Consider the following 22668-nt stretch of genomic DNA (forward strand, 5'->3'; position numbering starts at 1 on the left):
GCGATGCTCGCTTGGAGCGAACCAAGTAACTTTTGTTACTTGAGTGGCGAGCCGATACTCACTTGGAGCGAAGCAAGTAGCTTTTGTTACTTGAATGACGCTCCTGATGCTCACTTGGAGAGAAGCAAGTAACTTTTGTTACTTGAATGGCGCGCCGATGCTTATCCTAGCGCTTAGCCCGCCTCTTGCTGCAACTCAGCTAGCTTAGCGCTCAGCTCGCGAAGCGCCTCGAGATTACCGCCCTCGTGCATAGAGGCAATACGGCCATCTAAGTCAAGAGCGAATGCCCCGAGCAGCGTGTCAGCTGCATCCTTTAAGCCAATATTCAAGCAAGTTGTGTAATGAGACAGCCAAGCTGCGGAGGCCTCCTCCATCCAGCGACGGATGTCCGGGGCAAGCTGCTGCTCAAGCTCGTCGCGGAGCTTCTTTTTGCCATCGCCCTCAAAAAAGCTTCGCGGATTGCGGAACAAGCTATACAGCCGCTTGCCGTCCACGGACGAAATTTGCCACGCAGTAAGCTCCGGCGGGGCCCCAAGGGCTGATGCTTCCCACGGCGCGTGCTGGAAACCAGGCAGCATGGAGGATAAGCTCCCAGCGGCAGCCTCGCTGCGTGTGCGAATTAGGTTACCGGAGGCTGTTTCCAGACGCAGCGTCGTCGCCAGTAATTCTTGCGAAAGCTCCATTTGCAGCATACGTTGCAGTTCTAACCAGGATGTCCAAACGGAATGACGCAGATCACGCCCGTCATCCTGCAGGCTCGAGGGGTTGAAAGCAAAGTTGTAGAAATCGCCAAAGCCGAACCAGATACGCTGCTGGATGTAGTGGAACAGCTCCCGCATCTCCTTTTCCAGCTCAGCATTCGGTGGAGAATCAACGATATCGGCGCGGATGCGCAGCCCCTGCTCTCGCATCTCTTCCAGTTTGGCTCTTTGACGCTCCCGCGTATCGGCATCGCCTTCAGCGGCCTCAATCCAGCCTTGAATCGTCCTTGCGGCGCGATCCAGCTCACCGTCTGCTGCTTGCACGGCCAATCGGCCGAGTTCGTTTCGAGTGAAGCTGAGGAAGCTGTCCTCAAACGCTGGAATGCCGGATTGTGAAAGAACTTCCTCATCTCCAGTCTGCTTGCCTCTCAGGCCGAGCAGGCTGGAGACCGGGAATAATCTCGGGAAGCCGATGCCATGTTGCAGCAGATTGCTTTCCACATGCTTCAAAACATCGTTCAGCTCATCACCGGATGCGGCCAAGTCGGCCGCGTTGACGAGGAAGAACATTTTATCCAATTCGAATTGATCCTTCACCCGGCCCAGCTGCATGAGGAACTGTCGATCCGCCTGGGAGAAAGCATGGTTGTAATAGGTGACAAAAAGAATCGCATCGGCGTTCTTGATGTAGTTGAAGGCCACTCCCGTATGGCGGGCATTGACAGAATCAGCCCCTGGCGTATCGACGAGTACGATCCCCTGATCCGTTAGCGGCGAGCTGTAATACAGCTCGATCTCGCGAACGAAGCAGGAGCGGCTTTCCTCAGCCACGAAGCGGCGGTACTCCTCTTCTTCTACACTCAGCTCTTGCCCAAGCAGCGGGTTCAGCTCTGCCCAGCCGGATTCAGCTGCTTTGAGGAAACTATAATGCGGCCTCCCAGCGGCGTGAATACCTTCTGGACGAAGTGCAGCGATACGACGCAGCAGTACTGCTTCTTCGGCAGTTGAAGCATCCTCGCCCAGCAAAGAAAGCGAGTAGCGCAAATCGTCCAGCAGCGCTTCGCGGCTTTTCATACTGACGCGCGCCGTCCCATGCGGCTGCTCCGCCGTCGGCGCAAGAATGCGGTTAATCGCCGCCGTTGTCGGATTCGGCGATACGGGCAGCGCCCGCTCGCCTATGAGAGCGTTGGCGAGCGAGGATTTGCCCGCGCTGAATGCTCCGAACAGCGCGATCGTGAAGTTGCTCGCGCCAAGGCGCTCGGCGCGGGCGAGCATCGCGCTCGCGGCCGCGGCTAGCGCCGGCTGCGGCGCGAGCAGCTCCGCCGCGGCGCGCAGCCGCGCGGCAGCAGCGCGCTGCGGCGCAAGCGCACCCGCGCTAGCTGCGCCTGCGCGCGCGCCGCTGGCGCCATGCGCCGCCGCAGGCGCAGCGCCGCGTGCCGCGGCCACGCCTGCGGCTGGCGCGGCTGCGCCCGCCTGCGCCTGCGCGGCTGCGCCGGCTCGCGCTGCGCGCTGCGGCGCCGGCAGTGCCGGCCGCTGCGCTGCTGCCGGCAGCAGCGCGCCCGCGAGCGCTTCGCGCTCCGCGGCGGCCGCCTCCAGCGCGCCAAGCCGCGCCAGCGCGGCGGCTTGGCCGCCTAGCGCAGCCAGCTCGCCGCACGCAGCTTCCGCCGCGGCCGCATAACGCGGCGCCACCGCAGCCGCGAGCAAGGCTGCGGCCTGGAACGCGCCGCGCCTCAGCTGCGCCTTAATCTCCGCGGCAGCCTCGCGGCAGTACACGAGCGTGTACTCGCCGCCGAATACTGCGCCGCTGCTCACGCGGGCCGCCAGCCAGGCCCCATCCGGCAGCCAGGCGAGCCCACTTTCAAGCTGCCGCTCCCATTGCTGGCGCTGCTCGCCCTGCAAACCTTCACGATCCCCCGCTTTGCGCAGCAGCTCGGTCAAATGCCAGGCTGCTTCGGCCTGCACCTGCCTGCCGAGCTCCTCCACCAGCACTGCGGCGCGACGTTCCTGCTCCGCAGCCGTTTTGGCGGCGGCGAACAACAGCCCCGCCTTAAATCCAGGCTTACGGCTTTCCAAAAACGCCGCCGCTATATCGCGGATCGCCGCTGGCATCAAATTGGCATTGTCGAGCGTTTTGGATATATCCGCCTTTAACGCATCCTCAAGTTGTCTTGGCCCCGACTCCGCACCGGCGACCGTCGCCTGCAGCTCACCCATCGACTGCTGGAGCTCCGCTCGCTGTTCCTGCGGACCAGCCTGCTCCTGCAGTTGCTCCCGCTCCCTTTCCTCTTCCTCAAGCTTGAGACGCAGGAAGCTACGCGCCAGATGCCGCAGCGAGGCGTCAACGCTCCATTGTGTCAGCTCCAACCGGTGTCCTTCTAGCTCAGCGAGCAGCCGCTTCAGCTCCTCGAATTCGCTATAGGGATGATTCGGCTCACGCAGCGACAAATACAGAATACCAGCCGGCTCCAAATGCCAGCTGCGGAAAGCCTCCTCCACACTGCGTCTGTACTGGGCAAAGGGAAGCTCTTCCTCACGGTGTTTGTCGATTTGATTGACGATCAGGTACAACGGCTTTCCCCAATCCTTCAGCCCTTTGGCGAATTCGAAGTTAATCTCCGATTGCACATGATTGTAATCCATCACATAAAACACGACGTCAGCCAAATGCAGGGCCGATTCCGTAGCCATGCGGTGAGCGTCATCCGTTGAATCGATGCCCGGCGTATCCAGCAGCAGCGTATGCCGACCTAGTCCGGCAGCCGGATAGGTAATGTCAACGCTGCGAAACACTTCGCCGTTTTTGCAATAGTCCTCTAGCCGTAGCGGATCAGCTTCAAGAGTCGTTTCCTTGCCATCCACGATCGCTTGAATGACTGCTTTTGCCGGTTCACCGCTGCGAATTGATACCACATTAGCGCTAGTCGGAATCGGACTGGAGGGCAGCAACGTGGCACCGCATAACGCGTTGACCAGCGTCGACTTACCTGCCGAAAAATGCCCACAGAAGGCAACCGTCAGCAGCCCAGCTTCCAGCTTATCCTCCAACTGCTGCGAGCGCCCGGCGAGCTCCTCCGCTTTTTCCTGCACTAGCAAACCAGCGAGGCCGCGAGCCGCACCCTGAAGACCAAGCAATGATTCTTTTTGCATAGTTGCCTGTTTCAACTGAAACACCTCTTTTTCTCTTCTCCCGTCCACCATGCGGCGTCCCGCAAGCAATACAGCTTTGCCCACTTCACGAAATATATATAATGAAAAACAGCCGTCCCCGGCGACAGGGACGGCTGTTGGCCGTGAGCTCAGACAAGGCCCGCATGCGGGCGCGCCATAGGACTAAATTGCTGGCGCTTCTTCTTCATCTTCATCCTCTTCCGTCGGAATGCAGATTTCGAACACATTGCCATGTTGCAGAATCATAACGTTGCGTTTCTTCTCGCGCATAACGACAACTTCAGGCTTGATGCGCATGCGCTCAAGGTACTGGGCTGGCAGATCGCCGGAGCCGCTGACCGTTACGCCTTCGATAACGAGGTCTTCATTTTCACCCGGAGGGGATGTCATTACCTGCTCATAAATATCCGAAAACAACGCAAAATCATTAGTGAATACGCTGATACATTTCATTGTCATCATCCTTCGCTTAAAGATTGGAAGCAGCCCGTTTGGCAGGAGCTCCCTTTTTTTGTTTAGGTTTAGGCTCGGAAGCCACTTTCATACGCCGCTGTCCTTCTTTGCACAATTCAATCAGCGGACATATCTCACACTTGGGCTGTTGTGCCTTGCAATGATACCGCCCAAAAAAGATGAATCGGTGATGCGTCAGCGTCCATTCTTCGCGTGGCACCCGCCGCATCAACTTTTTCTCGACCTCAAGCACCGAATCATCGGGCTTCGCTAGACCAAGTCGCTTCGATACCCGATCTACATGAGTATCCACCGCGATTGCTGGCACGCCGAAAGCATTGCTGACAACTACATTGGCTGTTTTACGGCCAACACCGGGAAGCCCCGTCAGCTCTTCATGCGTAGAAGGAATCACTCCATCATATTGTTCCATCACAATTCGGCATAACTTCTGAATGTTAGCTGCCTTAGTGCGAAACAGACCGATACGGCGAATGTCCTGCTCCAGCTCGGACAGCTCCACCTTGAGATAATCCTCGGGCGAGCGGTATTTGCGAAACAGATCTGCTGTGACCCGATTGACTGTCTCATCCGTGCATTGAGCAGACAACAGCACCGCGATCGTCAGCTCGAACGGATTTGAATGGTTCAGCTCGCAGTGAGCGTCTGGAAACATCTCCGCCATCGTATCCAGAATGAACCGGATTTTATCCGAAGCCTTCATCGAAACGATCTCTCCCTAGTTGCACTATCGTTCAAAGTTTAACGAATCTACTCGCCCGGTGCAACCGAAAAAGCACTTATCGCTAAAAAAAGAAGCCCCTTTCTGGGCTCCTGTAATGAAAAGTTCATGATTACTTCTTTATTTTCCCTTGAGGAGCTTCCGGTTCGGGTCTGGCATCCGTTCGTTTTTCCCCTTCAATCGGCATCGCAATATTGCTATAACTTTGCTCAGGTTTAAAGCTCCCTAGCTCCTTACGCTTGCCTTCAGCGTCCATTGTGCCGTAATTAAACAATCCGCTCATAAAGAAATCATCGAAATAAACAGATCGTTTAAAGGCCGGCTTCGTCCCCCATTCCCGCTCCGCCACATCATCATACTGCCATTTAAGGATCGCCATGCCTTGTTCATTCACTTCATAATATCCGTAACTGTATCCCGCATCGTTAAAAATAAAACGGAGAGCCTCGCCTTCCGGAAAAATATAACCTCTGGAATGGTAGCCTTCACCGGATTCAGGCGCTGGGGCATCACCTTGAATTTTGGGCAGTCCCATCGCAACTAGCCGTGCCTTCGTAAGGTCTCCTTGCATAAGCGTCTCATATCTAGGTGTACGGACGATGACACGATTGTCTTCCGCAAAATACTTCACATATGCGCCAAGCGTCTCGCTTATAAAACGAATCGGGATATAGGTCAAGCCACCTTTGTTTACAACTGCTGCATCAATGGGAACTTTTTTGCCGTTGACGGTAGCTGTTTTTTCTCCCTCGCGTAATTCTACCTTAATACGATTGTCTTTCGTGTGAAACATGACGATTCTCGTCTTAGGATCATAGGCAAAAACGAGCCATTCCGGATCCGTCAGCGCCCGTAACTTGACCAAAGTTCTCTCATTTACTGTAATCGCCTTTCCCTGCAGCTCCCCGTTCACGAAGACCGAAGGGGCTGCTGCATGTACGGAAGTACTCGTAAAGAGAAGACTACTAGAAAGCAGAGCGCAGCCAACCAACACTTTGATCCATTTCTTCAACATGATCTTGTCCCCTATCATAATCCCATATTTTAACATATGATTTGACGTTCATTATGGGGAAAAGTTTCGACCCCTAAATGAAATTTCTTTTTCTCACCCATCCTGTTTAAATGTAAAAAAGCCCCAGCCCGAAGGCTGGAGCATCATGAACTTCAATCCCGATGGTGCTAGCGGAACATTAGCCCTTCACAACTTCCAAAACTTTGCCGCCGAATACGTACAACGTAATCGCGTCGCCATCTACAAGCGCGCTGAGCGCGATCGGCGCGCCCGCTGCCGTGATAACCGCCGTTTCGCTAACAGCGAAGCGGTAGTTGCTGTCGTTAAGCGAGCTGCGTTTAACGAGCAGCTGGCCATTTTCGAGCTTCCAGAAGCTACGCTTCATACCGCTGTTATCCTCGATGACAACGGCTCCATCGGCATTTTTCCGCACCTCGACGCGGTCTCCAACAGCGATAGCGGTGGCTACGCTGCTAGTTGTGCCGTTCTTGATGATGGAGAATCCGGTACCAAGCGCTACAGTGCGGCTAGCGCCGCCATATTCCTGAATCGTAACGGAGTCAGCAGCAACAGCCGTAACTTTACCGAAACGAACTCCTACTTGCGTCAGAGCGGCCGGAGCCTGTCCCGCATACGTAACGTTGACCGTCTGTCCTACGGCAAGTGAAGTGAACGGGATTGCAGCTCCGTCCTCGCCTTTCAGCGAGATGTTGCCTGTGTTCAGGGCAATGCCGGTTCCGGAAGGGGGCTGCAGTCCAACTATTTTGTTTGCAGCGTCAATGGTTGAAATTTTAAACTGAATATTCTGATGTACTTTAAGGCTGACCGCCTTGGTCTGATTGCTATCGAGAGCAGCCGTTACCTTCATGCCCACCTTAACATCAGCAAGCACGGCGCCAGTTTTACCATACCAGTCGACAGAAAGCGCATCAAAAGGCAACGTAACCGAAGTTCCATCCTCAAGTGAAAGAGCCAGCGTTTTTGTCGCTGTATTGAGCAGTCCAATCGTCCCTGAATATTGGTAAACAAAACGGATAAGCACAGCATCGCTGCCGGAATAACCGACCGAGACGCGTTGGCCTTGACGCAGCAACGAAGCAGCTGTAGCAACTGGCATTTGCTGACCGTTCAGCTCAACCTTCGTTTTGTCGGTCACCTGAAGAGCAACCAGCTTGCCGTTTGTTCCCTTGACAGTGAGAGCCTTTTGCTCCGCGCTATAACTGAGAATCTCAGCGCCAGTCAGTGAGCTAAGCGAGCGGTTTTTAACGTTGATTTGGGTCACTTTGCCGGCTGCATCGAGCGTCAGCTCCAGCTGATCATCCTTGTACAGATCGCTCAGCACCGGCCCATCAATGCCTTGGATGACAAGCACCACATTGTCGGCCAAATAACTGGACTGCAATTTGCCTCCGGACACATAGGTCAAAATATCCCCGGCATACGCGCTAAACGTACCGCTGGCAGCACGGACATTCGTATCGGTTACTTTCACGGATACAACTTGGCTGTCCTTGACAACGTAGCTTACGCTGTCGCCCGCCTTCAGCCCGGCCAGACCATCAGTCAGCGCCCGGCCATCCCAGCCGAGCACCACTACAGCCCCACCGACCGGCCATGTTTCATCACTTCCGGCTGCCGTTTTGACCGTCAGCAATCCGCTTCCTGCTGCCGACACGGTGCCAGTGCCTTCCTTGCTTATCGGTGCCGATTTGACGATAACCTCAAGAGCGGATGGCTTCTCGCGGAAAGTATCGGTTTTGACGATGACCTGGCTGTCCGGCTTAAGGTCGGAAAGCGCCAGCTTAGCGCCTTCTTGCGTCTTAATGCTCAGAGTGGAGTCATACGAAATATCGATCATCCGCTCACCGTCCCACAGCCAAATCGTATTTTGGGCTGGGGCTACGCGCGAGATGCTTCCTTCCGTCGATTTCACCTGTGGCTCGGAATCTGTCTGCTCCACAAAAAGGGCATCCGTTCCCCCGCCCAGCACTTGCACATGAGTGTACAACTGGAGCTCGGAGGACGATTTGAGGGCGGCTTCGCTGTCAAACTTGTAGAAGCGGGCATCCGCAGCCAAGTTGAACGAGCGCATTCCGTCATCCGTGAAAAGTGTAATCGTCGTGCCATTCACCGAAGTGAGTACTCCCCCTGTTTCACCAGGATAAGAAACTGGAGCCAGCGCTTGAGCGCGGCTGAACATTATCGCCGCCGAGGCGCGATTGACTGCCGCTAGCGGGTCAAACTTTTGGGCGGTGACACCTTTTACGAGCCCGAGCGATACACCAGCGTTAATATATCCCGCATAACCGTTGCTGATCGATTTAGCATCCTGGAAAGAAGAGCTCTTCGTGGCCAGCTCAAGCGCCAAATCGTTTTTGCCAGCGGCTTTAACGATCAGCTTGGCAATCCACTCACGAGAAGCCGTGGTGCCGCCCCACTCCTGCTTGGATTGTGCCTCCGCCGTTTTGAACTCCTCCGCTTGATCCAGCAAGCCCAGCTTGAAGGCAAGAACAACGTAAGGTTTGTAATATGTATTTACTTTAAACGTTTCCGGGAACACGACGGCCTGCTCGGCGTCAATTTCTTTCTCTTTGCCCATAAAACGCAGCGCCATGACAATGGCTTCCTGACGGCTCACGGACGCAGCGGGACGGAAATTCCCCTTGTCACCAACGATAATACCTTGCAGTGCCAGCTTCATAATGCTGCGCTCAGCCCAGTGACCTGTTTTGACATCGGCAAAAAACGATCCGGCTGCTGCAGTCGCAACCGGTCCCCCTGACGAGGAAGAAGCCGCTGCAGCTGCAGCGGCCGATCCTCCAGCCAGGAGGGAGAGGGCGATCATACCCGTGGCAATTCTATAGGCTTTGGTGGACAGTGGCATCTTTTCGGCTCTCCCCTATGATTGGATTAATCTACATTCATTTTGTAGCTTCGTAGGCGCTGCGCAGGATCGGGTGATCCAGCTCCACATGGCCCATCAAGCTATCTACGGCCTTGCCGTCCACAAGCAGATCCAATGATTGAATCTCTTTGAACTGGAATGCCGTTTTGACCATCGCTTCGAGCGCCAGTTGTTCGCCAGGGCCGCCGAGACGGGACTCGTCCGGAATCGTCATATCAGCCGTCGCAGCTCCATCTAACACCTTGACCGAGTTGAGCGTTACTCCCTGCCATAAGGACTGGTTGCCTTCACGGTCCCCACCTGCGAGAGCTTCAAGAGCTGCACGCAGTTTATCCTCTTCGTTCGCAAAGCTGATTTCCGTCTTCAGCTCTTTGAGAGCCGTCAGCTCGGAATCCGTCTGGTAGATGATGATTTCCAGCTTCGTCTTGTCCTTCTGGGATCCGTTGCCAACCGTCGTCCCTTCTCCAGAGCCCTCCCCGGCTTGCGGTGAAGGTGAAGGAGAAGGAGAGGTGGGAGCAACAGCGGCGGGCGAAGGTGAAGGACTAGCCCCTCCGGCGCCGCTGTCGAGCGACTCCTTCGCTCCACAGCCGGCAAGGGCGAGTGTTACAGCGGCAACGGCCAGCAGCGCCGCCAGCTTAGTTCTAGGCTGCTTCATGGCTAACTGTCGCCTCCTTACAGGTTGAGATATTCCTTAATGCCTTTCACAAGCGCCTGCGCGATTTCATTTTGCTTGGCCTCATTGAAAAGCACCGCTTCATCTTTGGAATTGGTCAAAAAACCTGATTCCGTCAGCACAGCAGGCATATTCGTTTTTTTGATGACAACGAATCCTGCAGTCTTGACCTTGCGGTCTGGAAGATCAGTTGCATCAAGCAAATGTTTATGAATAATGTCAGCGAACGTTTTGCTGTCCGGACGACTATAGTACGTTTCCGTTCCGGAAGCGGGAGATCCTTTAAGCGCATTGGCATGAATGGACAAGAATAGATCGGCATTCAGCTTGTTGGCCAGTGCCACTCGCTCGTCCAAAGTAAGAAAAGTATCGTCCGAACGGGTTAAGATCGGCTGGATACGAGGCTCTTTCTTGAGCAGCTCGTTGACCTTCAGTGCAATAGCCAGGTTGAAGGATTTCTCCGTCTTGCCTGTTGCGCCTGACGCCCCAGGATCTTGTTGCCCGTGGCCCGCATCGATGACAACTTTGAAAATCTTGTCTCCGGACGGCGTTGTCGGTTCCGTTGGAATCGGCTCAAGCGCATTTCCAATGGTGAGCTGAATCAAGCCTTCCGTCTTGGTGACCGTATACTGTGCTGCCCCTTGCAAATCCCATACAAGCCTTACCGTAGAGGGCTTGTCCGAGTAATAAGAGTAGCGCACCTTCGTCAGCAGCGGGCCTTCCGTCACCAGCTCTCCCATCTTGGCCGTCGTGGCCGTGAAACCAGGAGAGAATGTCTCTTTGAACGCCGCTGCCGGAATGTCCAGCACAAGTCGATCCGGATTGGTCAAAACTTGTGGCTCGCCTACAGAGGTAATACCTTCATAAGCAATGTTCGTCGTGCCGATTCCGTCATAATCAATGGACGTAATCAGTGCCTGTGCGTCTGAGGGAATCGTACCTGTACCGGAATTGCCGCCGGTGTTTCCGCCGTTTCCATTGTTACCGTTCGAACCGCCAGGATTCGTGTTGCCGCCACCTGGTGCAGTGTTGCCGTCGCCAGGGGGAGTGTTGCCACCACCAGGCTCTGTGCCGCCAGGTTCTGTTCCATTGCCGCCATCCGAGCCGGGATTAGTCGGCTCCTCTACATTAGGCTGGAACAGATAAACTGATTTCGCCGGAGCATCATAATACACCTGCAGACCCATGTTCTCGCTGACAAAACGCAGCGGAACCATCGTTGTGCTGGCAGATCCATTGCCGACAATCCTCGCTGGGGTTGCCAACCCGACCTTCGATCCGTTGACCTGGGCCGACTTGCTGCCGACAACGAGCTCGATCAGGCTGTCTCCATTATGTATGACTGCCTTTTTTGCCGCCTTGTCCCATGTGACATCAAAGCCCATCCCTTCGGCCACCGTACGAATCGGAATGAAAGTAGTACTCTTCTCGATTCTCGGCGCCGATGCCGACTGAAGCTCCAGACCGTTCAGGAACAGCTTGGGAGCTTTGCTCGCCGCGGATGAGACCGTAGCGAACATGGATAAAGACACAACCACAAACAACAGCATTAAAACTACTTTCTTCATCATTCACCTCTAAAAACCGAATTCACCCGCTTCACCATGCCGGCGGCATCCACTATGGCAAAGTCAGGCAAATATTTAGACGCGAGTTAGCTCGAATAGTTGCGAAAAAAAGGGAACCTTGGCAACTTTTTTTGCGTATAGAGGAGGTTGCCCTGATTAATTTGTCTATCTAGCAAATGTGGCATTGTAGTATTTCTACTGCTGCTATAGCTTCGCTTCTTATCTCGTTAACCTTCTATCGTTATCGCAGCTTCGCTCCGCGTGCCATCATCCTTCCGATCCGCTCTTGCAGTCGAATTTCCTGATTTCCTTGGACATAGTCCGGTTAAAATTCGCCTGCAAATGCGACCACTTCCGTTTCTCCAGGACGATGGCTCGCTCCGCTTCGTTCGACAACAGGATCAGTGCAACTTCTAGGATCACAAAAAATCCCCTGAAGAATTTTTCCCATCAGGGGAACTACTAGCTAGCGAGCTGTAAACGACCGATTCCAAACCCGCACCAAGCTTACAGCAAGAAAACCCGCTTAACCTCCAAACTTCCCTTAACGCCTTCCGGCCATTTGAAATCGAGTTCGATTCCTTCCGGCGCCGTTACGGTCAGCTTCATGTTATCGCCATTCATACTCCACGCTACTTTGATCTCGCCTTGCTCCGGGAGGGGAACAGCCCCGCTGGCCCATCTCAGTCCGGCCGGTTCCGGTGCAATTTCCACCTTGCGCCATCCCGTATCCAACGGCCGAACACCGAGAATTTCCCGCCCTAGAAAATATCCAGGAGCCGCCGACCAGGCGTGGCAGTGGCTTCGTGTCAGCATATCGGAGCTGGCCCGGTTCTCTTTAAAGCTTGGGTACATCTCCCAGCAAGTCGTCGCCCCGTGATCGAGCATACGTCCGTATTGCAGGCGAATGTCATCCACAAGCAGGTCGGAGCGCCCAAGGCTTGCCAGCACCTCATAATAGAAAAAGCTCATAAACGGGCTGCCGATTTGCGTCCAGCCAACAGGCGGCTGAAGCACATGACTCTCGATCGAGGCTTTTCGCTCGCCGTCTGCAACGGCGCAAAGACAAGCAATTACCTGAGTCTGAACGCTGAATTTTTCCGAGCGCCTGCCGTCCTCATGGATGCAGTCAAGGAAAGCTTGACGCTCTTCATCCCACAGATGAAGGTTGATTGCGGTCCGCAGCACTTCGCTCCGCTCCTGCCACAGGGACACTTGTTCCGACTGCCCCGCTCTTTGCGCAAGAGCTGCAGATAGCCTCATTGCCTTCATAAAGAACAGATTTTGATGTGTTACCACGCCGCTGTTAGGCTGATCAATTGGCGCCCAGTCCAGCAGATTCCAGCTGCGGATATTCAGCAGACCTTTATCGTCAATGTACTCGTAATACGCTTCCAATGCGCTTTGCACCGATGGCCAGATCGTTTTGGCGTAGTCGCTGTCGTCCGTATGCTCCACATACTCCTGGCAGGCGATCATCCAGAAAAAGGTCCAGTTCGGAATGACGCTGTTCCAGCCGCTCGGCACCTGATCCAAATAAAGCGGATTGCGGCTCTCTGAGCCGGGAACGAGATTCAGACAGCGTTTAACGATATCGGTCGCGCCGAATACATAATAGTTAACTAGAGCTTCATTCCGGGCGTCGCCGACCCAGAAAGTCTGCTCGTAGGCTGGACAGTCGACAAAGGTATCCTCCATGCAGAGCTTGGTTGTACGCCGGCTAATTTGCCAAATTTCGTTCAGAAGCGAATCGGAACAGCGGAACTCTCCTCTTTGCGGCAGCGGATACGAACTTTGGTTCATATACATTTCGTAGAGCTTGACGGGAGCGCTTGCTTGCCGCACGGTTACGATCAGATAACGGCAGCCCCGACGCACAGGCGAGAGGTAGCTCTGCCTGCCGTCCCTGCAGATGTAACTAATGGTATTATCCAGTCCGTACGTATGCTGCCGGTAGTCTCCTTCCATATGCTCAATCCCATATACGTCTAAAATAGTGCCGGCTGCTGCTTCCAGCTCAAAGCCGATATAACCTGAGCGCTGCTCGCCGAGATCAACGACAAACTCGCAATCTCCAGCCAGGCCGGGCAGAACCGCCGGTTCAGGTGCGGGTACGACCATTTGCTGCAGCTGTGCCGGAACAGCCAGCGCCCTTGTCGCTGTTTGCCACACGCTGCTGCCAAATACGTCCTGATCAGTATACAGGCGGGTATCGAGCGGCTTCACCCACGACTCAAGCTCCGGCAGACTTTCCGGCGAAACCCCTTCCCGCAGCTGAATATAAAGCGGATGATCGGGGAGCGGCGGACTGTCCAGCCAATGCTGCGTCCGCTCGGCAGTGGCGAAGGGGCCGATCAGTGCAAACGGATTGCCGTCAGCATTTGTCCCGGTGGCAGAACCGCTTAGTGCTGTTGATGCCAATTCAGGGCGGGACAGCGTAAACGGCGCATCGGCATGGAACCCAAGATGCCAGCTGCTCCCGTGATCGTAGCGGGATTCCGTTTCAATCAGCACAAGATGCGAGCCTGCCGACGTTTCAAATACGTCGTAGCGCTCCGGCTCCACGCCGTAGCTGCGCACGGCCTTTTTGCCGTCAAGAAAAACGGCTCCTTCGGCTCCCGTAGGGAACCCGATTGTGAAGGTACAGGATTTTTCAACATTGACCTGAACCGAAAGGAACGCTTTGTAAGCGATCGGATTAGCGCTCCAAACGCTTTCCGGCAGCATAATTGTTTTCAGATCAAAAGCGGCCGCATACGCCGGAGGCTGAACCTCACACAGAGATATAACAGCCGATGGATATACCTTTTCTTCCGTAAGAAACGGAATGTCGCGGGGGACGAGCTTTTTCCAAGGGCCCTCGCCAGCAGCAGCAACTTGCCTTGCCGCCTCCCAACCCATGCCAGAAGCCTGAAAGCCTTCCGCAGTTTCGTCTGTTGTCCAATGCTCTGGAAGCTCGCGCGCATCAATAACTTCGCCGAAAGCCTGCTGACAGGACATGCGGGGAGCTGAGGACTGTTGTCCCGGAAGGCGGCTTGTCCCCCAGGAATCGTCCGTGGCGAGCAATACGCCGGATGGTCCTTCCAGCTCTGTGATGAGAGCTCCTTGTCCCAACAAATAATAAAAATTGGACATACCAAAATGCAGCACTAACACAGCAATCGTATTGCGGCGGCCGGGCAGCAGCAGATGAGCGACATCGTAACTGTCATAGGATTGCTCCTCGGGCCAGGAACGGACGGGGCCGCGTCCCGCTTGCGTTCCGTTTACATACAGAACGTAGCGGGAATCTGCACTTATATGCAAAACAGCTTCTTTGAGGCCGTTCTCCGGGCACTCAAAGCTTTTACGGAAGCAGCGCCATTCGTTGCGGGGACGATCCTCTTCTCCGCCCCAAATCCATTTGGCTGACCAAGTCCGGCCAATATTCATGATGATCATCCTCTCTGCCTTATTCCACCTCATTGTACGCTCAAGCATTCATAAAAAAGGGGTTGATTATGCCAAAAAGGATGGTTATTCTGACAATAAGGAGGGGAACGCATGGTTCGCACCGTAGTGGATGTAACGCCGGCTTCGCTATTTTTCCATCATAATCTGCCTTACCATATCAATCAGGTGTCGGAGTCGTTTCATTTGCATCTGCATCGGCATGAATTTGCGGAAATCAGCCTTGTTTTGACAGGAAGAGGAACGCATTACATCGGAGATTGCTCTATGGACGTAGCGCCTGGAGATTTATTTTTGCTGCCGATCGGCACGGAGCATGTGTTTCGTCCCCGCTCGATGAAAGGCGCGGAGCCGCTGCTCATAAGCAACTTCATCTTTTTGCCGGAGCAGGTTGAAGCAGCAATGGCCGGATTCCCAGGCATGAAGCGGCTTGAGCGCGCCAGAATGGCGCTGGATATGTTGGCATCTGGCCGCGAGCCTGAGTGGGTGAAATTAAAGGATCATAAGGGAGCGTATCGGCGAATATTCGAGGCGGCTCTTGCGGTGCATCGTAAAGAGGAGGAATATGCGGAGCCAATCCTGCATGCGATGTTTGTGCAGCTGTTAGCCGAGATCGAACGTGGGCTTGCCGAGGAGGAACACTTTGAAGGCGATCCGGCATCCCCTGCTCCTATGCATCGTGGGGAGGATAAGCTGGAGCTGCTGTTGGAACGCATCCAACAGAACCCGGCCGAAGCGGTTCATGCGGAACAGCTCGCTGCCGAGATCGGCTGGAGTGTACGTCATTTCCACCGTAAATTCAAGGAAACAGCGGGAAAAACGTTGGGCGATTACGTGCAGGACATCCGCATCGAGCTGGCCTGCAAGCTTCTGCTAAGCGGCGATAGCGTACAGCTGGCCGCCGAAAAATGTGGGTACACGGACAGAGGCTTTTTTACGCGTATTTTCACCCGTCGCATGGGATTGTCTCCTCGAGAGTACCGCAAACGAGAAGCTTTGGCATCCATTATTATGTTATAACTAGTTATGGACAGGAAACTTCGATGGATTATTTTTTTCTTGCTGGCCGCACAGTTCGAGCTAAACTAACGTTTGAAAAATAGGAGGGACAATTATGAAAAAAGGCAAGTTACCTTTTGTTATTGCCATTGCTGCGGTATCTGGTGGAGGAAAAACAACAATCTCGACGCATCTCAATGAAAAACTGGAAAACTCTAAAACACTGTTTTTTGACAATTACAATTTCGATGGTCCTGAAGACATTATAGGTTGGGTTGATAATGGAGCTGATTACGACGACTGGGATTTATCGCCTCTTATTAAAGATTTAGAAGCATTGCTTACCGAACCTTTAAACTACATAGTGCTGGACTTTCCGTTTGCCTATAAACACTCTAAAATGAGCAAATTCATTAATTGCACTGTGTTTATTGATACTCCATTGGATATTGCAATGGCACGTCGTGTTTCAAGAGATTTTAACAATAGTCCTGTTGAAAATATCATAGTGGATATGAATAACTATTTATCACAAGGGAGGCGGGGTTATTTGGAGATGCTAAAAACGATAAAGCCGAACTCTGACACTATTGTTGATGGCACTTTATCTATATCTGAAATTGTTTGTGTTATATCTCAGACTATAGATCAAAAGTTTAAGATGACTTGATTATGCCTTCGATGGATTAGTGCATGAATGGTCGGGCAGAAATGCTCTGAGTCTCGAGAGTTAATGTCCTCGTAAATCAAGATCACTTAATGGAAACTTACTGCTGCCCCAATTATAAACAATATAATAGTTGACTAGTCTTTCATCTGCGTTTAACGCTTTGAAAGTCGTGTTACCAATTTCAATAACAGAAATTAAATTACTTTCTTGCTTTTCAACTAAGTAACTCCATTCATCTTCTCGATAGTCTAAATAAAAATTATTTAATTCATCGATAGTCAGTTCCGATTTGATTAAAATAGCACCGAAAAATTGCATTCCATTTCCATTCCCCACTAATTTTCCGGCTAATGATACAGAATCTACCATCTTAGTTTTGTCTGGCAAAGGTAAGCTGATTAAATCTTTTTTACGGAATATGCATTATAATTGTTATAAAACGGAATGAATACAGCAGTTAAAACTGGAGCAAGAAATGCAATAATTAGAGTAAATTTAAATATTTTTTTCAAGTTAACACCTCTCTTAGAGACTTGCTTTCTTGTTTACCAGCGAAGATTTGAGCATTAACCGGATTCACCGCTTTGCCCTCGTCGACGGCATTGACATTGGTAAATTAAGGTAACTATATAAACGAAAACAGGCTCGGAAAGTTGTTAAAAAAGGGATCATCTAAAATTTTTTATGCGTAAATATGAAGTTAATTGGCCACCATTTCTGACCCGGTTCTTCTCGATTTCGGCATGAGCCCTTTGTTTAACCAGTGCCCGCAAGCGCGCAAAAAATCCCCCGAACATCTTCGCTTCGGAGGCTTAACTGCATGCAATCAAATACAGAGATAATATAGCGGTTATCTGAATGTAATAACGCTGCTGGAATCCGTAACCTGATAGGTGACCGGAGGGTGATTTAACAACGTTACTGAGACAGACCTTCTTGCAAAAAGATCTGTCCTCATGCCGACCTCGACGAATCCACGCACAAAATACCCACCTTCGCTAGTATGCTCTTCTACTCGGAACTCAATTGATGCATCTCCGGTGACCTCCACCTCAAAATTATGATCTCCTCCTCTCGGCGGTATTTCGAATGGAATCGGAGGTCCTGGAGATTCGAAGTCTCCGCTGCTGCGGATTGCCATTAACGTGTATATTCGCGTTTCATTAACGACCCGGAATCTGCGTGTTGCGGCGATTCCCAGCTCAAGCTGACCGCCCAGCTCTGTAGGAGGAATGGAAAAGATAGAGAGGGTTATTACAAGCAAAATAAACAATACCAGTACAATTCCCAAGCTCCGTTCTTTAGAAATTTCTATCGAATGATTCATATCTTTTCCTCCCGCAGCTGTGTTGCGAAATAAAACGAGGATTTATAAATTTGTCCTCTATTGAACCAACCGGGATGCCCGCCTGATTCGGGTATTTCTATATAAATATTAAAAAAAGGTTCCCTATGGCACGGCTACTACCTGTAAACCTTCTCTCTATGCTGCGCCGATTCTAGAAAAACAAAAACACCGCTCAACTCCCTTTTGGGAGCCAAGCGGTGTCTGTTCACTTTGATAATCCTAATGTCTAAATCAGCCTCTTAAGCAAACGCGCCTTGGCGGCGTTCTTCATAAGCGGTAATAGCATCGGCATGTTTGAGCGTGAGGCCGATATCGTCCAGCCCTTGCAGCAGGAACTGGCGACGATGCTCGTCGAGCTCGATCTCGATGCGCAGGCCATGGTCATCGGTCAGCAGGTTATTTTCCAGATCAACGTTCAACCGGTAGCCCTCATGAGCCGCTGTGCGCTGGAACAAATCTTCAACTTGCTCCTCGCTCAGCTTGATCGGAAGAATACCGTTCTTGAAGCAGTTGTTGTAGAAAATATCCGCATAGGACGGAGCGATTACGACTTTGTAGCCGTAGTCCAAAATGGCCCATGGTGCATGCTCGCGGGAGGAGCCGCAGCCAAAATTAGCACGGGAGATCAGGACGGAAGCGCCCTGATAACGCGGTTTGTTGGGCTCAAAGTTCGGGTTCACATTGCCCTCTTCGTCAAAACGCCACTCGAAGAACAGGAACTGGCCGAAGCCGCTGCGCTCGATGCGCTTGAGAAATTGCTTAGGAATGATTGCGTCGGTATCCACATTGACCCGATCAACAGGGGCTACGATGCCCGTATGTTTAACAAATGGTTCCATAGTCGTTGGTGCTCCCTTCTGTATGAAGCTGCGATAGGCCGCAGATTAGTTCGCTACTTTTTGTTTGATCTCCCAATCACGCACATCCGTGAAATGTCCCTTGATGGCTGCAGCAGCCGCCATAGCTGGGGATACGAGATGCGTACGTCCGCCGCGGCCTTGACGGCCCTCGAAGTTACGGTTCGACGTCGATGCACAGCGCTGCCCAGGCTCCAGAACGTCTGGGTTCATCGCCAGGCACATGGAGCAGCCAGCCTCACGCCATTCAAAGCCCGCTTCCGTAAAGATGTGATCGAGGCCCTCTTTCTCCGCCTGCAGCTTGACACGTCCAGATCCTGGAACAACGATTGCTGTTACATGGTTGCTGACTTTGTAGCCTCTAGCGATCTCGGCTGCAGCACGCAGATCCTCGATGCGGCCGTTCGTACAAGAGCCGATAAATACATAATCGATAGGAATCTGTGCCATCGGCGTGCCTGGCTTCAGATCCATATATTCAAGCGCCTTCTCGGCTGCTTTACGCTCATTTTCTGTTGGCAGATCAGCCGGAGTCGGAACGACAGACGTAATATCTGTGCCCATGCCCGGGCTTGTGCCCCAGGTAACTTGCGGAATCAGGCTGTCGACATCAAATTCAAGCACAGTGTCATACTCGGCGCCTTCGTCGGAGGAGAGCTCGCTCCAAGCGAGGACAGCCCTGTCGAAGTCAGCTCCCTGAGGAGCGTATTCGCGGCCGCGCAGGTATTGGAACGTAGTGCTGTCCGGTGCGATAAGGCCTGCGCGAGCGCCACCCTCGATGCTCATGTTGCAGACGGTCATACGCTCTTCCATCGTCAGGGAACGAATCGACTCGCCAGTGTACTCAAGTACATAACCGGTAGCAAAATCCGTGCCATACTTGGCGATCAGACCAAGAATCATGTCTTTCGCTGTCACGCCCGGTTTGCGGGAGCCGTTGAAGCGAATCTCCATCGTTTTTGCCCTTGACTGCTGCAGGCATTGAGTCGCCATTACATGCTCAACTTCGCTCGTGCCAATACCGAAAGCCAGCGCGCCGAAAGCACCATGTGTGCTCGTATGGCTGTCGCCGCAAACGATCGTTTTGCCCGGCCAAGTGAGGCCGATCTCAGGACCCATAACGTGTACAACGCCTTGATCAATGTTGTGAAGGTCGAACAGCTTAACTCCAAAGTCTTCACAGTTTTTAGTCAGGGTGTCGATTTGCTGCTTGGAGATTGGATCCTTGATGTTGAAACGGTCCTTGGTCGGTACATTGTGGTCCATCGTAGCGAATGTACGGTCCGGGCGGCGAATCCCACGGCCAGAAAGGCGAAGTCCCTCGAACGCCTGCGGCGAAGTAACCTCATGGACCAGATGCAGGTCAATATAGATGATGCTTGGCTTGCCTTCTTCTGCTTGAATAACGTGATTGTCCCAGATCTTCTCGAACATAGTACGCTTTTTCATTTGTATCACCTCGTATGAGTATCAGTTCATAAACATTGTGTTGTCTGTCTTAAAATTCGAAATTGTGAACAAATAGTGAACCATTTGTGAAGAAACGGTTTATTAATCTGATACTAGAATACACGTTATATGTTGATTGTTCCAAGATATAATATCTATAATGGTTATAGCCTTATGCTATAAAGCTTATGTAGAGGAGCCAACTATGGAACTGCGCCAATTGCAATATGTCATTCACATCGCCAAAGAACTTAACTTCTCCCGTGCTGCGGAGAAGCTTCATATCGCTCAACCTTCGCTCAGCCAACAGCTATCCAAGCTAGAAAAAGAAATTGGTGTCCTGCTCGTGCGCCGCACGACCAACTCTGTGGAGCTTACACATGCAGGAGAGGTTTTTGTAGATAAAGCGCAGTCCATTCTCGACAGTATCGAGCAGCTCAAAACAGAGATGGAGGATATGGCGCAAATGCGGCGCGGCCGCCTCGTAATCGGCAGCCTGCCGATTACCGGTTCCCATATCCTGCCGATCGTGCTGCCCCAATTCGGCCTGCTTTATCCCGATATTGAGCTGGTGCTCGTGGAGGACACAACCGCGCATCTGGAGCAGCTGGCCGTCAGCGGCCAGACGGACATCAGTCTGTTATCGCTGCCGCTCATTGACTCCACGCTGATCTATCAGCCGTTGATTCGAGAGGAGATCACGCTTGCAGTCCCTCCGAACCATCCGCTTGCCGGCCGCACGGAGCCTGTGGCGCTTGAGTCCTTGCAGGACGAGCCGTTCATCGTGCTCAAAAAAGGCCAAGGCTTCCGGCAAATCGCCATCGACCTATGCGCCGGGGCTGGCTTCCAGCCGCGAATTGTTTTTGAGAGCAGCAATATTGAAACGGTGCAATCACTCGTAGCTGCAGGAATGGGCTTGGCGTTTATTCCCCATATGATCGCGCATGGCAGACGCAGCGAGTTCACGCCGCATTTTTGCTCCCTTGTGGGCAAGCCATCCCGCACACTCGTCATTGCCAGCCGTAAGGGACGTTATCTGTCCAAAGCGGCAGAAGTTTTTATTGAGACGATGAAAGCCGCTGTGAGCAAACATTACGGGCAATACACCAACTAAAGACGATACAGCTGCGGCCGGCGATCCTCGAACACGGGGATACGGCCGCGCACCTCATCCACCAATGCCAGATCAATATCCACGGTTAGAATCTCTTCCTCCTCGCCGCCTTCGGCCAGAACTTCACCCCATGGATCAATAATCATTGAATGTCCAAAAAATTCGGTCTCACCGCTTATTCCAGTCCGGTTGCAGGCCACGACGTACATCTGATTTTCAATTGCCCTTGCGATAAGCAGCGACCGCCAATGATGCAGACGAGGTTTTGGCCACTCTGCGGGCACGAAGAGCACCTTTGCACCGGCCAGCGCCAGCGTTCGAGCCAGCTCAGGGAAACGGATATCATAACAAATCATCATGCCAGCCTGTGATTCCTCCAGCGTAAACAGTCCGGGCTGCACGCCTGCTGCCAGATGTTTCTCTTCCTGCATAAGACGGAAAAGATGCATTTTAGAATATTCCCCAGCTAAACGCCCTTCCCGGTCGAAAGCGTACATAGTGTTGAAAACTTTATCCTGTTTTTTCTCTGCAATGGAGCCGCCGATGGCATGAATGCCCGTCTCCCGACTGAATTCGGCAAGCATCGTGCGAGTGCGTTCCCCTTCAGGGTCCGCCAGTTCTCCAATGCGATCGAGTGCGTAACCCGTATTCCACATTTCCGGCAAAATAATGACGTCAGGCTTAATATCCGCTGATGCAGCCTCCTGCAATCGGCTCTGCACCCTTTGAAAATTGAGCTCCGGCTCTCCAGCATCTACATGGATTTGCAGCGCCGCAACGCGGAGGCCTCCGTTTTGTTTATTCATCTATTACAGCACCTTTCCCCGGCAAAATAACCGTGTACCTTTTGATTGTTCTAATCTTAACGTCTCATAGTGTGATGTCAAGATGGACAGGTTAAGGGTAGAGTCCCGGCTGCCCTGAGCAGCACGAAAGGAGCACTCCCTATGCCCAAACGCTTAAACCATGCGGCCACTTTTGCTGCCTTTTCCCTTGTTTTGACCTTTGTGTTCGCTGATTTGCCGGAAGTTGGCGCCGCATCGCCTGCAGCAATTAGTTCAAGCTCATGGAGTCCAGCAGCAGGCGAAAACATTGATTTACCGCCTGTTTTCCTTCCGGCGAATATGGCCGAAGCTTTTGAGGCCTCTTCCGCTCCCCAAACTGCACACCGTCCGGTGCAGATTTTTGATATCAATGCAGGTAAAGTCGTGCGTACGCTCGACAATTCGGCGGAGTACCAACAGATGGCTAAAAGCTGGCTTGATTCTGCCGAAGGCCTTTCCGCAAATCTGTCTCCAGATGAAAAATGCGGGTATGTCTTCCGTATACCACTTCAAGAACCGTATGAGCTGCGCAAAGGTACCCTTACCTTTCAAGTTGAGGATGTGTTCCTGTTTTATTGTAAGGAGCGTGAACCCGAGCTGCTCGTATTCGACAAAAAAAAGAAACCTTATCTACTGACGGCCAATCCGGACCTGACTCCCTTCTTCAATAAAACCGGTATCCAGCCTTGAATTCCCCACTCTCATCCCGGCCTCTCGACAGCTTGACCTTCC

18 protein-coding genes are annotated in these 22668 nt (G+C 52.6%); 4 read left to right on the forward strand and 14 right to left on the reverse strand.

What is annotated here, in order from left to right:
• Positions 1-173 precede the first annotated feature (173 nt).
• The 9 genes from CGZ75_RS07800 to CGZ75_RS07835 form a co-directional block, all read right to left on the reverse strand.
• On the reverse strand, positions 174-3848 hold the full coding sequence (locus CGZ75_RS07800) for a dynamin family protein (protein WP_425436478.1): 3675 nt from the start codon (positions 3846-3848) through the stop codon (positions 174-176).
• Positions 3849-4031: 183 nt separating this feature from the next.
• Entirely contained in the window at positions 4032-4322 is a 291-nt protein-coding gene (locus tag CGZ75_RS07805; protein ID WP_089523644.1) for an NAD/NADP transhydrogenase alpha subunit, read from the reverse strand.
• Positions 4323-4338: 16 nt separating this feature from the next.
• Positions 4339-5046 carry an endonuclease III gene (gene nth / locus CGZ75_RS07810; protein ID WP_089523645.1) on the reverse strand — a complete coding sequence of 236 codons (708 nt, stop codon included), beginning with the start codon at positions 5044-5046 and terminating at the stop codon, positions 4339-4341.
• 130 nt (positions 5047-5176) lie between these two features.
• Positions 5177-6079 (reverse strand): copper amine oxidase N-terminal domain-containing protein, encoded by a 903-nt coding sequence (locus CGZ75_RS07815; RefSeq protein WP_245850741.1) that lies wholly within the window; start codon positions 6077-6079, stop codon positions 5177-5179.
• Positions 6080-6257: 178 nt separating this feature from the next.
• On the reverse strand, positions 6258-8963 hold the full coding sequence (locus CGZ75_RS07820; RefSeq protein WP_089523646.1) for an S-layer homology domain-containing protein: 2706 nt from the start codon (positions 8961-8963) through the stop codon (positions 6258-6260).
• Between the two features lie 37 nt (positions 8964-9000).
• On the reverse strand, positions 9001-9639 hold the full coding sequence (locus CGZ75_RS07825) for a GerMN domain-containing protein (protein ID WP_089523647.1): 639 nt from the start codon (positions 9637-9639) through the stop codon (positions 9001-9003).
• Between the two features lie 17 nt (positions 9640-9656).
• Positions 9657-11228, reverse strand: coding sequence for an N-acetylmuramoyl-L-alanine amidase (locus CGZ75_RS07830; protein ID WP_089523648.1), 1572 nt, complete (start codon positions 11226-11228; stop codon positions 9657-9659).
• A gap of 264 nt (positions 11229-11492) precedes the next feature.
• Positions 11493-11648 (reverse strand): hypothetical protein, encoded by a 156-nt coding sequence (locus CGZ75_RS25130; protein WP_176444727.1) that lies wholly within the window; start codon positions 11646-11648, stop codon positions 11493-11495.
• Between the two features lie 84 nt (positions 11649-11732).
• Positions 11733-14657, reverse strand: a complete 2925-nt coding sequence (locus CGZ75_RS07835) for a family 78 glycoside hydrolase catalytic domain (RefSeq protein ID WP_089523649.1) — start codon at positions 14655-14657, stop codon at positions 11733-11735.
• A 111-nt stretch (positions 14658-14768) separates the two neighbouring features.
• Between CGZ75_RS07835 and CGZ75_RS07840 the strand changes: the two genes are divergently transcribed.
• Both CGZ75_RS07840 and CGZ75_RS07845 read left to right on the forward strand, forming a co-directional pair.
• A complete protein-coding gene (locus CGZ75_RS07840; RefSeq protein WP_089523650.1) occupies positions 14769-15695 on the forward strand; it encodes an AraC family transcriptional regulator in 927 nt (308 codons plus the stop codon).
• Positions 15696-15789: 94 nt separating this feature from the next.
• Positions 15790-16344: a nucleoside/nucleotide kinase family protein gene (locus CGZ75_RS07845; protein ID WP_089523651.1), complete on the forward strand. Its 555-nt coding sequence runs from the start codon at positions 15790-15792 to the stop codon at positions 16342-16344.
• 60 nt (positions 16345-16404) lie between these two features.
• On the opposite strand, the gene CGZ75_RS07850 is transcribed toward CGZ75_RS07845, so the two are convergent.
• The 4 genes from CGZ75_RS07850 to leuC all read right to left on the reverse strand — a co-directional run bounded on the left by CGZ75_RS07850 (position 16405) and on the right by leuC (position 19998).
• On the reverse strand, positions 16405-16731 hold the full coding sequence (locus CGZ75_RS07850) for a hypothetical protein (RefSeq protein WP_217900049.1): 327 nt from the start codon (positions 16729-16731) through the stop codon (positions 16405-16407).
• A gap of 463 nt (positions 16732-17194) precedes the next feature.
• Positions 17195-17671, reverse strand: coding sequence for a hypothetical protein (locus CGZ75_RS07855; RefSeq protein ID WP_089523652.1), 477 nt, complete (start codon positions 17669-17671; stop codon positions 17195-17197).
• A 260-nt stretch (positions 17672-17931) separates the two neighbouring features.
• Positions 17932-18531, reverse strand: a complete 600-nt coding sequence (gene leuD, locus CGZ75_RS07860; protein WP_089523653.1) for a 3-isopropylmalate dehydratase small subunit — start codon at positions 18529-18531, stop codon at positions 17932-17934.
• Positions 18532-18576: 45 nt separating this feature from the next.
• Positions 18577-19998 (reverse strand): 3-isopropylmalate dehydratase large subunit, encoded by a 1422-nt coding sequence (leuC, locus tag CGZ75_RS07865; protein ID WP_089523654.1) that lies wholly within the window; start codon positions 19996-19998, stop codon positions 18577-18579.
• A gap of 205 nt (positions 19999-20203) precedes the next feature.
• Between leuC and CGZ75_RS07870 the strand changes: the two genes are divergently transcribed.
• Positions 20204-21112, forward strand: coding sequence for a LysR family transcriptional regulator (locus CGZ75_RS07870; RefSeq protein ID WP_089523655.1), 909 nt, complete (start codon positions 20204-20206; stop codon positions 21110-21112).
• Here CGZ75_RS07870 and CGZ75_RS07875 read toward each other — a convergent pair.
• The gene (locus CGZ75_RS07875; RefSeq protein ID WP_089523656.1) at positions 21109-21918 is read right to left on the reverse strand and encodes a carbon-nitrogen family hydrolase; all 810 of its coding nucleotides are present in this window, start codon (positions 21916-21918) and stop codon (positions 21109-21111) included. The two genes, CGZ75_RS07870 and CGZ75_RS07875, sit on opposite strands and share 4 nt — an antisense overlap.
• Before the next feature lie 141 nt (positions 21919-22059).
• Here CGZ75_RS07875 and CGZ75_RS07880 point away from each other — a divergent pair, with 141 nt between their 5' ends.
• Positions 22060-22626, forward strand: a complete 567-nt coding sequence (locus CGZ75_RS07880) for a hypothetical protein (RefSeq protein WP_089523657.1) — start codon at positions 22060-22062, stop codon at positions 22624-22626.
• The last annotated feature ends 42 nt before the right edge of the window (positions 22627-22668 follow it).

It is taken from the genome of Paenibacillus herberti (assembly GCF_002233675.1).
Lineage (GTDB): Bacteria > Bacillota > Bacilli > Paenibacillales > Paenibacillaceae > Paenibacillus_O > Paenibacillus_O herberti.

Coding starts and splice junctions, on each gene's coding strand:
- CGZ75_RS07845 (WP_089523651.1), top strand. CDS start 15,790: ATGAAAAAAGGCAAGTTACCTTTTGTTATTGCCATTGCTGCGGTATCT.
- CGZ75_RS07815 (WP_245850741.1), bottom strand. CDS start 6,079: ATGTTGAAGAAATGGATCAAAGTGTTGGTTGGCTGCGCTCTGCTTTCT.
- CGZ75_RS07870 (WP_089523655.1), top strand. CDS start 20,204: ATGGAACTGCGCCAATTGCAATATGTCATTCACATCGCCAAAGAACTT.
- leuC (WP_089523654.1), bottom strand. CDS start 19,998: ATGAAAAAGCGTACTATGTTCGAGAAGATCTGGGACAATCACGTTATT.
- CGZ75_RS07840 (WP_089523650.1), top strand. CDS start 14,769: ATGGTTCGCACCGTAGTGGATGTAACGCCGGCTTCGCTATTTTTCCAT.
- nth (WP_089523645.1), bottom strand. CDS start 5,046: ATGAAGGCTTCGGATAAAATCCGGTTCATTCTGGATACGATGGCGGAG.
- CGZ75_RS07825 (WP_089523647.1), bottom strand. CDS start 9,639: ATGAAGCAGCCTAGAACTAAGCTGGCGGCGCTGCTGGCCGTTGCCGCT.
- leuD (WP_089523653.1), bottom strand. CDS start 18,531: ATGGAACCATTTGTTAAACATACGGGCATCGTAGCCCCTGTTGATCGG.
- CGZ75_RS07835 (WP_089523649.1), bottom strand. CDS start 14,657: ATGAATATTGGCCGGACTTGGTCAGCCAAATGGATTTGGGGCGGAGAA.
- CGZ75_RS07820 (WP_089523646.1), bottom strand. CDS start 8,963: ATGCCACTGTCCACCAAAGCCTATAGAATTGCCACGGGTATGATCGCC.
- CGZ75_RS07880 (WP_089523657.1), top strand. CDS start 22,060: ATGCCCAAACGCTTAAACCATGCGGCCACTTTTGCTGCCTTTTCCCTT.
- CGZ75_RS07875 (WP_089523656.1), bottom strand. CDS start 21,918: ATGAATAAACAAAACGGAGGCCTCCGCGTTGCGGCGCTGCAAATCCAT.
- CGZ75_RS07805 (WP_089523644.1), bottom strand. CDS start 4,322: ATGAAATGTATCAGCGTATTCACTAATGATTTTGCGTTGTTTTCGGAT.
- CGZ75_RS07800 (WP_425436478.1), bottom strand. CDS start 3,848: ATGCAAAAAGAATCATTGCTTGGTCTTCAGGGTGCGGCTCGCGGCCTC.
- CGZ75_RS07855 (WP_089523652.1), bottom strand. CDS start 17,671: ATGAATCATTCGATAGAAATTTCTAAAGAACGGAGCTTGGGAATTGTA.
- CGZ75_RS07830 (WP_089523648.1), bottom strand. CDS start 11,228: ATGATGAAGAAAGTAGTTTTAATGCTGTTGTTTGTGGTTGTGTCTTTA.